Source organism: Nocardioides sp. HDW12B, from assembly GCF_011299595.1.
GTDB lineage: Bacteria > Actinomycetota > Actinomycetes > Propionibacteriales > Nocardioidaceae > Marmoricola_A.
Genome location: NZ_CP049867.1, coordinates 400445 through 414085, shown reverse-complemented (window position 1 = coordinate 414085; position 13641 = coordinate 400445). Strand labels below are relative to the sequence as shown.

At 72.8% G+C, this 13641-nt stretch carries 13 protein-coding genes; 6 read left to right on the top strand and 7 right to left on the bottom strand.

Features of this window, described 5'->3' with window-relative positions; translation table 11 throughout:
• The first annotated feature begins 16 nt into the window (after window positions 1–16).
• A complete protein-coding gene (locus tag G7072_RS01990; RefSeq protein WP_166083980.1) occupies window positions 17–463 on the top strand; it encodes an MscL family protein in 447 nt (148 codons plus the stop codon).
• Between the two features lie 401 nt (window positions 464–864).
• Here the strand turns inward: G7072_RS01990 and G7072_RS01985 are convergent, their stop codons facing one another.
• The 3 genes from G7072_RS01985 to glgA form a co-directional block, all read right to left on the bottom strand.
• Window positions 865–1155 carry a hypothetical protein gene (locus G7072_RS01985; protein ID WP_206063245.1) on the bottom strand — a complete coding sequence of 97 codons (291 nt, stop codon included), beginning with the start codon at window positions 1153–1155 and terminating at the stop codon, window positions 865–867.
• Window positions 1152–1997, bottom strand: a complete 846-nt coding sequence (locus tag G7072_RS01980) for an NAD(P)-dependent oxidoreductase (RefSeq protein WP_166083979.1) — start codon at window positions 1995–1997, stop codon at window positions 1152–1154. Before G7072_RS01980 ends, G7072_RS01985 begins: the two co-directional genes overlap by 4 nt.
• 211 nt (window positions 1998–2208) lie before the next feature.
• Complete coding sequence (gene glgA, locus G7072_RS01975; RefSeq protein ID WP_166083978.1) at window positions 2209–3363, bottom strand: glycogen synthase; 1155 nt, start codon at window positions 3361–3363, stop codon at window positions 2209–2211.
• 65 nt (window positions 3364–3428) lie between these two features.
• Here glgA and glgC point away from each other — a divergent pair, with 65 nt between their 5' ends.
• Together glgC and G7072_RS01965 are read left to right on the top strand one after the other, a co-directional pair.
• Window positions 3429–4643 (top strand): glucose-1-phosphate adenylyltransferase, encoded by a 1215-nt coding sequence (gene glgC / locus G7072_RS01970; protein WP_166083976.1) that lies wholly within the window; start codon window positions 3429–3431, stop codon window positions 4641–4643.
• A 76-nt stretch (window positions 4644–4719) separates the two neighbouring features.
• Window positions 4720–5775: a saccharopine dehydrogenase gene (locus G7072_RS01965; protein ID WP_166083975.1), complete on the top strand. Its 1056-nt coding sequence runs from the start codon at window positions 4720–4722 to the stop codon at window positions 5773–5775.
• Between the two features lie 153 nt (window positions 5776–5928).
• On the opposite strand, the gene rocD is transcribed toward G7072_RS01965, so the two are convergent.
• The 3 genes from rocD to G7072_RS01950 all read right to left on the bottom strand — a co-directional run bounded on the left by rocD (window position 5929) and on the right by G7072_RS01950 (window position 10012).
• Window positions 5929–7236, bottom strand: a complete 1308-nt coding sequence (gene rocD, locus G7072_RS01960) for an ornithine--oxo-acid transaminase (RefSeq protein WP_166083974.1) — start codon at window positions 7234–7236, stop codon at window positions 5929–5931.
• 62 nt (window positions 7237–7298) lie between these two features.
• Window positions 7299–8450 carry a hypothetical protein gene (locus G7072_RS01955; protein ID WP_166083973.1) on the bottom strand — a complete coding sequence of 384 codons (1152 nt, stop codon included), beginning with the start codon at window positions 8448–8450 and terminating at the stop codon, window positions 7299–7301.
• Window positions 8447–10012 (bottom strand): FAD-dependent oxidoreductase, encoded by a 1566-nt coding sequence (locus tag G7072_RS01950; protein WP_166083972.1) that lies wholly within the window; start codon window positions 10010–10012, stop codon window positions 8447–8449. Before G7072_RS01950 ends, G7072_RS01955 begins: the two co-directional genes overlap by 4 nt.
• 88 nt (window positions 10013–10100) lie before the next feature.
• Between G7072_RS01950 and G7072_RS01945 the strand changes: the two genes are divergently transcribed.
• Genes G7072_RS01945 through G7072_RS01935 form a run of 3 tightly spaced genes read left to right on the top strand, consistent with a single transcriptional unit; the run spans window position 10101 to window position 12408 of the window.
• On the top strand, window positions 10101–10766 hold the full coding sequence (locus G7072_RS01945) for a TetR/AcrR family transcriptional regulator (protein WP_166083971.1): 666 nt from the start codon (window positions 10101–10103) through the stop codon (window positions 10764–10766).
• The gene (locus G7072_RS01940; RefSeq protein WP_166083970.1) at window positions 10763–11443 is read left to right on the top strand and encodes a class II aldolase/adducin family protein; all 681 of its coding nucleotides are present in this window, start codon (window positions 10763–10765) and stop codon (window positions 11441–11443) included. Before G7072_RS01945 ends, G7072_RS01940 begins: the two co-directional genes overlap by 4 nt.
• On the top strand, window positions 11440–12408 hold the full coding sequence (locus tag G7072_RS01935) for a sugar kinase (protein ID WP_166083969.1): 969 nt from the start codon (window positions 11440–11442) through the stop codon (window positions 12406–12408). The genes G7072_RS01940 and G7072_RS01935 overlap by 4 nt, the downstream gene beginning before the upstream one ends.
• On the opposite strand, the gene G7072_RS01930 is transcribed toward G7072_RS01935, so the two are convergent.
• A complete protein-coding gene (locus tag G7072_RS01930; protein ID WP_166083968.1) occupies window positions 12405–13589 on the bottom strand; it encodes an LCP family protein in 1185 nt (394 codons plus the stop codon). The genes G7072_RS01935 and G7072_RS01930 overlap by 4 nt on opposite strands.
• Window positions 13590–13641 lie beyond the last annotated feature (52 nt).

The window sequence follows — 13641 nt, the reverse complement described above, 5'->3', positions numbered from 1 at the left end:
GAGGGACACGATCAACATGAGTGGATTCAAGGCCTTCATCCTGCGCGGCAACCTGGTCGAGCTGGCCGTCGCCTTCATCATCGGCGCGTCGTTCGCGACCGTCGTCACGACCTTCACCGCGGTGATCATGGGCTTCGTGTCCCGGATCTTCGGCGGCAGCCCCAACTTCGACTCCTTCACGATCTGGAAGGACGAGACCGGGGTCGGCATCCCCGTCGGTGCGTTCCTCACGGCGCTCATCGCCTTCGTCATCCTGGCCGCGGTCGTCTACTTCTTCGTGGTGACGCCCTACACGAGGGCCAAGGAGAAGTTCTTCCCCTCCCCCTCCGAGGAGCCCGCCGGCACCCCCGAGGACATCGCCCTGCTGACCGAGATCCGCGACGCCCTCGTGTCCCGCAACGCCGGCTCCGCCGGCGGCTACGGCAGCACCGGCACCGGCACCACCCCGCCCCCCACCGCCTGACCCGCACCGCCTGAGCCCGGCTCGCGCCACCCGCGCGAGCCGGGCGTCGGCTTGCCGGGACGCCAGTTCTGCCGCGCGAAACGTCGCTCATGCACGCGCGAAGCGTCAGTTGTACGCGCGAAACGTCGCTGATGTACGCGCGAAGCGTCACTCGGGACGCGCGCACCCGTCCGGCGTGATGGAGGGGCTGCCGATTCTGCGCAGTCGTCACCTTCGTGGAGTACGGCGACCCCTGGCTGATCGAACGAGCGGATCGCCCTACCGACTCGTCGAGGGCCCCTGCACAACTGACGTGTCGCGCGTGCACAACTGACGCTTCGCGCGTGCACAACCGACGCTTCGCGCGTGCACAACCGACGCTTCGCGCGTGCACGACTGACGTTTCGTGGGGGAAGGGAGGGTCAGCCGTGGTGGGGCGGGACGTTGCGGCGCAGCTCGTCGTCGCGGGAGCGGTCGCCCGCTGAGGAGCCGTGGCCGCGCTCGTCGGCCGTGGTGTCGGCGAGCACTGCTCCGAAGACACGGTCGCGGCGTCGGCGGCGCTCGGCCTCCTGGGCTCGCGCCGCGCGATCGGACGCCGGGTCGGACCCGGTCGCACCGGGCTCGTCCGCGCTCTGCCGGCCAGCACCGGTCAGCTCCGGGTCGGGCTGGGCCGGGTCGGACTGGGCCGGGTCGGACTGGGCCGGCTCGGTCACCTGAGGACCAGCAGGTTCTCCGCGGCCTCGAACCAGGAGCGGGAGAACGTCGCGTGGCGCGGCGACCAGCCGGTCGCCGCCGCGAACCGGTCGGAGCTCACGCGCAGCGACCGCTCGAACGGCTCGATCCGCGAGCCGGCCAGCCGACGGGTGACGGGCCCCAGGAAGTGTCCGGTGCCGCGGTCCACCGCGGCGGCGTACGCCGAGACGACGTCGGCCCGTCGGACGGGGGCGGCGCCGACGTTGTAGATCCCCGAGGGCGCCTCGAGGGAGGCGAGCACGGCCGTGGCCACGTCGTCGCTGTGCACGAGGTGGGCGAAGCCGTCGGGGTCGCCGACGCCGTAGGGCCGTCCCGCCGCGGCAGCGCGCAGCGTCCACCGGGTCAGCGGGGTGTCACCCACGACCTGGCCGAGCCTCAGCACCACGCTCGTGCGCACGCAGTCGGCGGCGTCCTGCACGGCCATCTCGCCGACCGCGAGCGGCTCGGTCGCGGCCGTCACGCAGATCGGGGACTCCTCGCTCACCCAGTCGTCACCCTGGTCGGCGTACAGCCAGGAGCCGCTGAGGTGGACGATGCGGCGCACGCCGGCCGCGCAGGCCTGGTCGACCAGCCGGTGCACGCCGTGGGCGTGGAGGTGGTCGTGGGCCGGCCAGCGCTGGGCCCAGCGGGCGCCGAGCGTGTGCGGGAGCTGGTCCGGGACGTGGACGAGAGCCCGGCAGCCGTCGAGCGCAGGGCGCTGACTGCCCCGGGGAGCGGTGACGACGTCGTGCCCCTCGGCGACGAGGAGATCGACGATGCTGCGTCGCACGCCCGACGCCACTCCGGCCACGGCCACTCGCACGCCTGATGCCCCTTCCCGACTGATGCGGTCAGTGAAACGGGCGTTGGTCTCCCCGAGAGCCCGTGTCCGCCGACAGTCTGGGGTAACAACCCGATAACGGCAAGTTCCGCCGCGGTTGCCGTCATCCCAACGGGGCATGAACAACGGATCGAGTCGTCACGCCCCCCGCTGCCGACGGACCTCGGCACCGACCGCCGGGGCAGCCGGCGCCTCAGCGCAGCGAGCGGTACAGCTCCACGGTCTCCCGCGCGACCGCGTCCCAGCCGAACGACTCGACGGCCCGTCGACGACCGGCCTCCCCCATCCGCCGCGCCAAGTCCGGGTCGGCCGCGAGCCGGTTGACCGCCTCGGCGAAGCGCCGCTCGAAGTCCGCCGGGTCGTCCGGACTGAGGTCGACCAGGATCCCGGTCTCCTCGTGGTTCACGACCTCGGGGATGCCCCCGACGCGGCTGGCCACGACGGCGGTGTCGCACGCCATCGCCTCGAGGTTCACGATCCCCAGCGGCTCGTAGACCGACGGGCAGCAGAACGCCATCGCGTGGGTCAGGACCTGACGCACGTCGGGGCGAGGCAGCATCTCCGAGACCACGAAGACGCCGTCGCGCGACCGCCGAAGCTCCGCGATCAGCGCGTCGGTCTCGGCCGCCAGCTCCGGGGTGTCGGCGGCGCCGGCGAGCAGCACCAGCTGCACGGCGGGGTCGAGCTGGAGCCCGGCCCGCAGCAGGTGTGGCACCCCCTTCTGCCGCGTGATGCGCCCGACGAAGGCGACGTAGGGCCGGGTCAGGTCGACGCCGATCCGCTCCAGCACGTCGGTGTTCTCGTCCGGGGCGTAGAGCTCGGTGTCGATGCCGTTGTAGATCACGTGCACCTTGGCCGGGTCGACCGACGGGTAGGCCTCGAGGATGTCGGCGCGCATGCCGGCGCTGACGGCCACCACGGCGTCGGCGGCCTCGTACGCCGTGCGCTCGGCCCACGACGACACGCGGTAGCCGCCACCGAGCTGCTCGGCCTTCCACGGCCGCTGCGGCTCCAGCGAGTGCGCCGTCACGACGTGCGGCACGTCGTACAGGAGCTTGGCGAAGTGCCCGGCCATGTTGGCGTACCAGGTGTGCGAGTGCACGACGTCGGAGCCCTCGGCGCCGGCGGCCATCGCCACGTCGGCCGAGAGCAGGTGCAGCGTCGAGTTCGCCGAGCCCAGTCGCGGGTCCTTCTCGGCGTACGACGTCGCGCCCTCACGCTCCTCGCCGAGGCAGAGGACGTCGACGTCGACGAGGCGTCGGAGCTCGCGGACGAGGAAGTCGACGTGCACCCCCGCCCCGCCGTAGACGAAGGGTGGGTACTCGCGGGTGAGGACGGAGACGCGCATGCGCTGAATCTAGCCCTCCGGGGCCGCGGTGTGACCTGCGCAACTAATCCGACTAGGGTCACCCCATGGCACGGGTCCTGAGCATTGTCCTGGCCGGCGGCGAGGGGAAGCGGCTGATGCCGCTCACGGTCGACCGGGCGAAACCTGCGGTGCCGTTCGGCGGCTCCTACCGGCTGATCGACTTCGCACTGTCGAATCTCGTCAACGCCGGCTACACGAAGATCGCGGTGCTGACGCAGTACAAGTCGCACAGCCTCGACCGCCACATCTCGCAGAGCTGGCGGCTGTCGTCGATGCTCGGGCAGTACGTCGCCCCGGTCCCGGCCCAGCAGCGCCGCGGCAAGCAGTGGTACCAGGGCAGCGCCGACGCGATCTACCAGTCGATGAACCTCATCATCGACGAGCGGCCCGACTACATCGTCGTCTTCGGCGCCGACCACGTCTACCGCATGGACGCCTCGCAGATGGTGGCCGCGCACGTCGAGTCCGGCGCCGACGTCACCGTCGCCGGCATCCGCGTCCCCCGCGAGGAGGCGTTCGCCTTCGGCGTCATCAAGACCGCCGAGGACGGCGTGACCATCGAGGAGTTCCTCGAGAAGCCGCCCGAGCCGCCGGGCCTCGTGGACTCCCCCGACGAGTCGTTCGCCTCCATGGGCAACTACGTCTTCACCGCCGACGCGCTGGTGGAGGCGCTCGAGAAGGACGCCAAGGACGAGGGCTCGCGCCACGACATGGGCGGCGACATCATCCCCATGCTGGTGAGCCAGGGACGCGCGGCGGTCTACGACTTCAAGCGCAACGACGTGGCCGGCTCGACCTCGCGCGACCGCGACTACTGGCGCGACGTCGGGACGCTCGACAACTACCACGAGGCCCACCTCGACCTCGTCTCCGCGGTGCCGATCTTCAACCTCTACAACGACTCCTGGCCGATCTTCACCTCGCACCACCAGCTGCCGGGCTCGAAGTTCGTCCACGGTGCGTCGGTGCGCGACTCGATCGTCTGCGCCGGCTCGATCGTCTCCGGTGCCACCGTCGACGAGACCGTGATCGGCGTGCACTCCTACGTCTCCGACAGCGCCTCGGTGCAGCGCAGCGTGCTGCTCGACAACGTGCGCATCGGCAAGGGCGCGGTGGTGCGCAACGCGATCATCGACAAGAACGTGGTCGTCCCCGACGGCGCTCTCATCGGCATCGACCACGACGAGGACCGCCGCCGCGGGTTCACCGTCAGCGACACCGGTGTGGTCGCCCTCGGCAAGGGTCACCGCTTCAGCTGATCGCGGACTCACCCCGCGCTCGCGTGAGCCGGGTGCGTGTCCGGAGCACGGGTCGGCGTACGGGATGATGGAGCCCATGGCCTCGACCCACTTCTGGATCCGTCACGAGTCCCGCGCCACCGAGCGCCGGGCCCCCGTCGTCCCCGCCGACGTCCTGCGACTGCTCGACGAGGGCTTCCGCGTCACCGTCGAGGACTCCCCGCAGCGGATCGTCCCGACCGAGGACTACCACTCGGCGGGTGCCGAGATCGCCGAGCCGGGCAGCTGGGTCGACGCCGCGGACGACGTCGTGGTCGTCGGCATCAAGGAGCTCCCCGAGGAGCCCCGGGAGCTGCGCCACACGCACGTCTACTTCGCGCACGCCTTCAAGGGCCAGAGCGACGCCACCGAGACGCTGGGCCGCTTCGAGGCCGGCGGCGGTCGGCTCTTCGACGTCGAGTACCTGCTCGACGACCAGGCGCGGCGCGTGGTCGCCTTCGGCTACTGGGCCGGGTACGTCGGCGCGGCGCTGGGCGTGCTGCAGCTCGCCGGGCGGCTCGAGTCCCCGCTGACCCACCTGGCCAAGGCCGACCTCGACCAGCAGCTGCGCGACGCGCACGACGCGGTGGCCGACGCCGACATCCTCGTCACCGGGGCGCGCGGTCGTTCGGGACGCGGCGCCCGGGCGGCGCTGGCCGTCAACCACCACGAGCCGACCCGCTGGGACCGTCTCGAGACCGAGCGTCTCGACATGGACGACCTGTTCCGCCACGACTACGTCGTCAACTGCGTCGGCATCAAGACCCCGCAGACGCCGTTCGTCACGCCCGCGGACCTCGACCGCGAGCGCCGCATGCGGCTCATCGCCGACGTCACCTGCGACGTCACCTCGGACGCGAACATGCTGCCGGTGAACACCGCCATCACCAGCTGGGACGACCCGGTGCGCCGCTTCGAGGGCGCCGGCGGGCCGCTCGACGTCATCGCCATCGACAACCTGCCGTCACTGCTGCCGTTGGAGGCGAGCGAGACCTTCTCGGCCGACCTCACCACGCACCTGCTGAACTTCACCGACCCCGACGAGCCGACCGGCCCGTGGGCCGCCGCCGGCTGGTCCTTCGAGCGGGCGATGCACCAGCTCCAGCAGGGCTGAGACGGCTCACGGGAACCCATGTAACGCGGGGTTATGGACGGGGACCAAGGGGTGCACGCCTTGGTCGGCGTCCATAACCCCGCGTTACATGCGAGAACCCTCACGCGTTGCCTGCGAGAAACCCCCCGCGCTAAATGCGGGAGCCCCCCGGCGTCACATGCGGGGCAGGGAGGTGTGGAGGGCGGCGACGAGCACGTCGACGTCCTCCTCGGTGCACACCAGCGGCGGGGCGAGCCGGATGGTGTGGCCGTGGGTGTCCTTGGCCAGCACCCCCTCGGCGAGCAGCCGCTCGCACAGCTCACGCCCGGTCGGTCCGCCCGGCGCCACGTCGAGACCCGCCCACAGGCCGCGGATCCGCACCTCCGCCAGCCGGCCCTCGGCCACCAGCGGCGCGAGCCCCGCGCGCAGCCGCTCCCCCAGGACCGCGGCCTGCCGCTGGTGCTCGCCGGTCATCAGCATCTGCACGACCTCGTGGCCGATGGCCGCCGCGAGCGGGTTGCCGCCGAAGGTCGAGCCGTGCGAGCCCGGCGTGATCACGTCGAGCACGTCGTGGTCCGCCGCGATCGCCGAGACCGGGTAGAGGCCGCCGCCCAGCGCCTTGCCGAGCACGTAGACGTCGGGCACCACGCCCTCGTGGTCGCAGGCGAACGTGCGGCCGGCGCGCCCCAGGCCCGACTGGATCTCGTCGGCGACCATGAGCACGCCGTGCTCGGAGCAGATCTCCCGCACGTCGCGCAGGAAGCCCTCGGGCGGGATGACCACGCCGCCCTCGCCCTGGATCGGCTCGAGCAGCACCGCGACGACCCGGCCGGCCCGCTCCTCCACGGCGGCGCGCAGGGCGGCGGCGTCGCCGTACGGCACGAGGCGGAAGCCGGGGGTGAACGGCCCGTACGCCGTCGACGCGTCCGGGTCGTCGGAGAAGCTCACGATCGTCGTGGTGCGGCCGTGGAAGTTGCCGCCCATCACGATGACGACCGCCTCGTCCTCGGGCACGCCCTTGACCTGGTAGCCCCAGCGTCGGCTGACCTTGAGCGCGGTCTCGACGGCCTCGGCGCCGGAGTTCATCGGCAGCATCACCTGCTTGCCGGTCAACGCGCACAGCGCCTCGGCGAAGGGCCCGAGCTGGTCGTTGAAGAACGCCCGGCTGGTCAGGGTCAGCCGCGGCAGCTGCGCGGCGGCGCGAGCCACCAGCCGCGGGTGGGAGTGGCCGAAGTTGAGCGCGGAGTAGCCGGCCAGGCAGTCGAGGTAGCGCCGGCCCTCGACGTCGGTCACCCACGCCCCGTCACCGCTGGCGAGCACCACCGGCAGGGGGTGGTAGTTGTGCGCGGCCCAGCGCTCGGTGAGCGCGACGTGGTCGGCCGACGAGCGAGGCGGGACCGCGCCCCCAGCCGTGCCGGTGCCTGCGGGATCGCCCGGGTCGGCGGGGCCGGTCGGGTCGGAGTCGGAGCGGTGCAGCGCCATCGGACCTCCTGGAGTCGCGGGGAGTCCCAGGGTAGGTCCCGACCGGGCCTCGGGCCCGCGGGTCAGCGTCCGGCGCGGCGGGGGATCCAGACCGGCTCGCCGCGCTCCCCGACGTGCACGTCCAGCAGGGCGTGGTGGTCGCGGTTGCCGGTGAAGCTCTGGTTCGCCACGACGACGCTCCGGCCCGCGAAGGTCGCGTTGGACGGGGTGTCGAAGGGGATCGGCGAGCCGTTCTCCCCGGAGCCGGGCACGGCGGGGAAGCGCTCGACCTCCTCGCCCGCGGCGCTCAGCACGACGAGCTGGTTCGAGAGCCCGGCGTTGGCGAGGTAGATCCGCCCCGACCGCGCGATCCCGAAGCCGTCGGGCAGGTCACCGGGGAGGCTGGTCCACAGCGCCCGCATCGCTCCCGGGCGCCCGTCGTCGCGGATCGCGAGCCGGAACAGCGTGCCCTGCGTGGTCTGCGCGGTGCCCGTGGAGGTCTGCTGGGTCAGCAGCAGCGCCCGGTGGCCCGGGGTCATGAGCAGACCGGCGGTGCCGAACTCGGAGCCGTCGAGGCGGCTGTCGGCGAACCACGCGGTCGCACGTCCGCCGCCGGGCGGCACCCGCCACACCACGGCCTGGCCGTAGTCGGTGACGTAGAGGACGCCGCCGCGTCCCCAGGCGGCGTAGTTCGGGATCGCCGGCGAGTCGGTGGCGTTGGGCGAGCAGGAGCCGTCAGGCTCCTCGCCCGGCGCACAGGTCGGCAGGTCCGGGATCCGGGCGTACGTCGTGAACCGTCCCGTCCCCAGGTTCAGCCGCATCACGCGCGCGGTCGACTTCTCCAGCACGACCAGCCGGCCGGCGGCGTCGCTGAGCGCGGCCTGCGCGCCCTGGTCGCCAGCGAGGTCCTGCCCCGGCACGGTCCACGAGCGCAGCAGTGTCCCGGACCGCGTCCACTCGAAGATCCGCGAGCGCTCGTCGTCGCCGGACGGGTTGGTGTAGGTGCCGGCGTAGAGCCGGCCGTTGGGGTGGGCGTAGGCGAACGCCGGGTAGCCGGGCCGCGGGACCCGCGTGGTCACCCGGGTGTCCCAGCGCTCCCGCTCCGCGGCGGCCTGGCGCTCCCCCGCGACCGCACCCTGGGGTCCCACGGGCGTGGTGAGCGCCGCCACCCCCGCCAGCGCGGCGAGCGCCGCCCCCGCCCAGCGCGAGCGGGCGCGCGTCGACGTCGCGCTCACAGCAGGTCCGCCACTTCGAGGGCCGCCCGCTCCCCGGCGCGCACCGCGCCGTCCATGTAGCCGGGCCAGTACGTCGAGGTCTCGGTGCCGGCCCAGTGCACGCGGTTGAAGGGCTGGCGGATGACGCGGCCGTACTCCACGATCGTGCCCGGCACCTGCAGCGCGACCGGTCCACCACCGGTCCAGCGCTCGAGCGTCCAGTCGTGCTCGGTGTACTCGATCGGGTCGAGCGCCTTCTCGCCCACGATCTTCGCGAACCCCTCGAGCACCGCCTGCCGGCGCTGGGCCAGGCCCACCGTGCCGTAGGTCTCCCACGTCGAGCCGCCGACGAAGGACAGCAGCACCCCGACCGCGGCGTCCTTCGGCGAGTTGTCGAAGCAGGTGCGCACGGCGCCCTCGGTGTTCAGCCCCGTGCCGGACAGCCCGTCCTCACGCCAGAAGGGGGTCTCGTAGACCGCGTCGCACTTCATCAGCGCCCCCATCGGCATGCGCTGCAGCAGGCGGGCGCGCCGCTGCGGGAGCAGCGGGAACCAGTCGATGCCCAGGATCGTCGGAGGCGGGCAGGCCACCACGACCCGCTTGGCACGCACGGAGCCGCGATCGGTGCGTACGTCGACGTACCGCGCGGTCTGGCGCACCGACCGCACCGTGGCGTTGAGCGCGACCCGGTCGCCGAGCTGCTGCGCCAGCCTCAGCGGCACCAGCTGCGACCCGCCGACGAAGCGGCTGTCCTGGGCGGCGTCGCGGCTGCCGGACGAGCGCTCGAAGGTGCCGACGTTCTGCTCGTTGCCGGAGGCGGCGATGTACCAGACCAGGAAGAGCAGCGAGAAGTCGCGCATGTCGCTGCCGAAGGCGGCCTGGGAGTAGCACAGCAGCAGGTCGCGGACGTCGTCGTTGGCGGCGTTGCGCAGCACCCAGTCGTCGAAGGTCTGCCGGTCCCACTCCGCGGCCTGCGGGTGCGACCACGGCGCGCTGACGTCGATCTCCGCGGCCATCCGGTTGATGCGCTCCTGGAGCTGGCCGGCGTCGGGCAGGATCGCCGGGTCCGGCGGGACCGTCCCGGTGTAGGGGATGGCGACGCCGTCCTTGACGTAGACGTTGTCGCCCGTGGCGTAGCTCTGGAAGGTCGGCACCCTCAGGTCACGGGCCAGGTCGAGGATGTGGTCCTGGGTGGGACCGACGAACGCGCCGCCGGCCTCGATGACGGAGTCCTCGCCCACCTCCTCGTTGAGCAGGCGGCCACCGACCCGGTTGCGGGCCTCCACCACGAGCACCGAGGCACCCCTCCGCCGGAGGTTGCGCGCCGCGACGAGGCCCGACAGGCCACCGCCGACGACCACTACGTCGACCCGGTCGGGCAGGGACCCGCGCGTGGTCGCGGCCTCGGCCGCACTGAGGGATCCCGCGGTCGTCAGGGCACCGAGCGCGCCGATCGTGCCCAGGCCGCTGCCGGCCAGCACCGTGCGACGACTGACCCCGCCCGGGCCGCCGGTGGGGTCGGGGTCCGGGTCCCCGGAGGCCGGGGAGGGGACGTCGGTGGCGGGGCGCGGTGCACGGGTCATGGGGCGATCCTGACGCAAGGGACAACGAATGTCTCAAGATTAACCTAAACATGTGTCAGGTTTCCGCTCGCTGGACTATTGTCGGCTCGTGACCGACCACCGCAAGCGCCGTGTGCCCCAGCAGTCGCGCAGCCGCGACCGGGTCGCCCGCCTGCTCGACACGGCCTCGCGGCTCGTGGTCACCGACGGCGTCGACGCCCTCGGCACCCGCACGATCGCCCACGCCGCGGGGGTGCCGGTCGCGTCGCTCTACCAGTACTTCGCCGACAAGGACGAGATCCTGCTCGCCCTCGTCGAGCGCGACATCGAGGAGATGGACGCCCGCGTCGCCACCGGCCTCGCCGAGGGCACCGAGCAGGGCCTGACGCTGGAGGGCCTGGTGTCCGCCACCGTCGAGGCCTTCGTCTCGGTCTACCGCGAGCGCCCGGCGTTCGTGGAGATCTGGCTGCGCGGTCGCGGCAACCAGTCGGTGCGCGACCTCTGCCGCGAGCACAACCGACGGGTCGCCGCCGGCCTGCACGCGCTGGCCTGCGAGTCCGGCCTGCTCGCCGCCGGCACCCCGGTCCGGGTCGCCGAGCTCGCCGTCGAGATCGGCGACCGGCTCTTCCAGCTCGCCTTCGAGGACTCCCTGACCGGCGACGACGCGATCCTCCTCGAGGCCCGGCGGGCGGTCGTCGGCTACCTGCATGTGCACGCCGCCGACCGGTCCGGGGCCGGGACCGCGGCCGGCACCGGGGCGAGGGCCGAGCGGTGAACGAGATCACCGCGCGCCGGGCGGTCGTCGAGGCGTGCCACCGAGCCGCCACCGAGAAGCTCGTCGTGGGGACGGCCGGCAACGCCAGCCAGCGCTTCGGCGGCCAGGTGGCGATCACCGCGACCGGAGCCGTCCTCGGGCGCGTCACCGAGGACGAGGTGGTCGTCGTCGACCTCGACGGCGCGTTCGTGGAGGGCGACCTCGAGCCCACCTCGGAGGTCGACCTGCACCTGGGCATCTACCGCGCCCGCCCGGCGGGCTCCGGGGTCGACGCCGTCATGCACGTCCACGCCCCCCTGAGCGTCGCGGTCGGCACCGTCCTCGACACGCTGCCGGTCATCCACTACCAGCAGCTGGCGCTCGGCGGCGACGTCCGAGTGGCGCCGTACTCCACGTTCGGCAGCGCCGAGCTGGCCGCCGACGTCAGCACGGCGCTCACCGACCGACGTGCGGCCCTCATGTCCAACCACGGGTCGGTCGCCGTGGGCGCCACCGTCGGCGAGGCCCTCGACCACGCCCTGCTGCTGGAGTGGCTCTGCGGCATCTACCGCGACGCGAGCGCCCTGGGCACTCCCCGCGTGCTCGACGAGGACCAGCAGCGCGCCGTGGTCGAGGCGGCACTCGCCCGGTCCTACGGCACCCTGCGGCGCCGCCCGACCGACGAGGAGTCCCGATGACCGCTCGCGACCTCGCCGCCACCCGGGTCGTCGCCGTCGGCGTCCACGTCCTCGACGTGCACGTCCGCCACGTCGAGACCCTCCCCGAGGGCTCGGAGGGCCAGCTCGTCGAGCAGGTCTCGCTCTCCCCCGCCGGCACGGCCGGCGGCACCGCGGTCGTGCTCGCGAAGCTCGGCCTGCAGGTCTCCGGCGTCGGCGCCACCGGTCGGGACCCGGCCGGCCGGCTGCTGCGGACGCTGCTGTCCGACCACGGCGTCGACGTCTCCGGGCTCGTCGAGCGCGACGAGCAGACCTCCGCCAGCGTCATCCCCGTGCGACCGAACGGCGACCGGCCGGCCTGGCACTGCATCGGGGCCAACGGCGCCTTCACCCTCGACGACGTCGATCTCGACCTGGTGGCGGCGGCCGACCTGCTCCACCTCGGCGGCCCCGAGTTCCTCGGCGGCGAGGCGGCCGGGCGGCTGCTCGGGCACGCCCGGGCCCACGGCACGGTCACGTCGATGGACCTGCTGGCGCCGGGCGACCCCGACATGCTGGCCTGGGTCGCCGACGCGCTCCCCCACGTCGACCACCTGCTGCCCAACGACGAGCAGCTGCGTGGCCTGACCGGCATCGAGGACCTCACCGAGGCGGCGCGCGCGCTGGTCGGGCGCGGGGTCGGCCGGGTGGCGGTCACCGCCGGCGGCGACGGCGCGCTCGTGGTGTCGGCCGACGAGGCGGTCGCGGTCCCGGCGTACGACGTCACGGTCGTCGACACGACCGGTTGCGGCGACGCCTTCAGCGCCGGCTACCTGGCCGGGGTCCTCGCCGGCCGCTCACCCGTCGCGGCGGCTGCGTGGGGCAACGCCGCGGCGGCCCAGGTCGCGCAGGGCCTCGGCACGGACCACGGCGACTACGACCTCGCCACCGTCGCGGCGTACGCCGAGCAGAGCCCGACCCGCCCCGCCGGCGACCGCGGGGCCTAGGCGCACAGCCCGTTGAGGGCCGCCTCTTCCTTCTCCGCCTCGGTCTTCGGCTCGCCCTTGCCGTCGCCGGGCTTGCCCTCGGACGCCTTGGTGGCCTTCTTGAGGAACTCGGGGCTCAGCGCCTGGTCCTCGCGGATCTCGTCCCACAGCCGGTCCGCGGTCGGCAGCAGCCCGAGACGGTTGGGGTCGGGGGCGTAGGGACCGAACGGCACGCTGAGGAACTGCACCTTGTCGAGGCCGATGCCCTTCATCTCCTGCGCGAGCGAGTAGAGCGAGTTCAGGTTGCGCAGGCCCGGGTCGGTCGTCAGCGACTCGGTGGCGGCGTTGAGGAAGCGCCCCAGCCGCACCGGGTTGAACAGCGTGCTCGACGAGAGCGCCTTGTTCACCATCGACGCCATGAAGGTCTGCTGCCGCTTCATGCGACCGATGTCGCCGGTGTCCTGCGAGCCGATGGAGTGGCGCACCCGCACGTAGTCGAGCGCCTGCTTGCCGTCCATCGTGTAGGTGCCGGCCGAGAGGTAGATCTTGCCGATCGGGTCGTTGACGTCGGTGGGCACGCAGATCGGCACGCCCCCCAGGGCGTCGACCATCGACTCGAAGCCGTTGAAGTTGACGATGACGAAGTGGTCGACCCGCAGGTCCGACATCTTCTCGAACTGGGCCACCGTGCACGCCTCGCCGCCGACGGCGAACGCGTCGTTCCACTGCACGATCTGCTGGGCGGGGACGGTGCCGCCCGCGCGCGCCTTGCAGGCCGGGCGGGGCACCATCAGGTCGCGCGGGATGCTGACGCCGTACGCCCGCGAGCGGTCGGCCGACAGGTGCAGCAGGATCGTGGTGTCCGAGAGCCCGGGGGTCTGGCCCAGCACGTCGGTCTGGCCCTGCCGGCTGTCGGAGCCGAGCACGAGGACGTTGAGCGGCTCCTTGGGGCCCTCGACCTCCTCCTGCTCCGGACGCTCGCTGAGGATGTTGTCGAAGGCCTGGGACTCCGTGATGTTTCCCTCGAGGTGGCGGTAGGTCAGCACGACCGTGCCGGCGAGGACGGCGAGGACGAGGGCCGTGGAGATGGCGACGGCACGGATGACCGGGTGCTTGCCGGTGTTGCGGTGCTTGCCCTGGTAGGCCACGGAACCGTCCTGCGAGGAGTACGTCGGGAGTCGGCGGCGTGTCCTGCTGGACACGGACCGCCCCCCATGGTCCCGTCCATGATGCCGACACGCCGGGTGAATCCTG

What these genes read in the sequence shown, in the direction of transcription:
- G7072_RS01965 (WP_166083975.1), top strand. Translation starts at nt 4,720, where the DNA reads ATGGCCTCGACCCACTTCTGGATCCGTCACGAGTCCCGCGCCACCGAG.
- rocD (WP_166083974.1), bottom strand. Translation starts at nt 7,236, where the DNA reads ATGGCGCTGCACCGCTCCGACTCCGACCCGACCGGCCCCGCCGACCCG.
- G7072_RS01950 (WP_166083972.1), bottom strand. Translation starts at nt 10,012, where the DNA reads ATGACCCGTGCACCGCGCCCCGCCACCGACGTCCCCTCCCCGGCCTCC.
- glgA (WP_166083978.1), bottom strand. Translation starts at nt 3,363, where the DNA reads ATGCGCGTCTCCGTCCTCACCCGCGAGTACCCACCCTTCGTCTACGGC.
- G7072_RS01990 (WP_166083980.1), top strand. Translation starts at nt 17, where the DNA reads ATGAGTGGATTCAAGGCCTTCATCCTGCGCGGCAACCTGGTCGAGCTG.
- G7072_RS01935 (WP_166083969.1), top strand. Translation starts at nt 11,440, where the DNA reads ATGACCGCTCGCGACCTCGCCGCCACCCGGGTCGTCGCCGTCGGCGTC.
- glgC (WP_166083976.1), top strand. Translation starts at nt 3,429, where the DNA reads ATGGCACGGGTCCTGAGCATTGTCCTGGCCGGCGGCGAGGGGAAGCGG.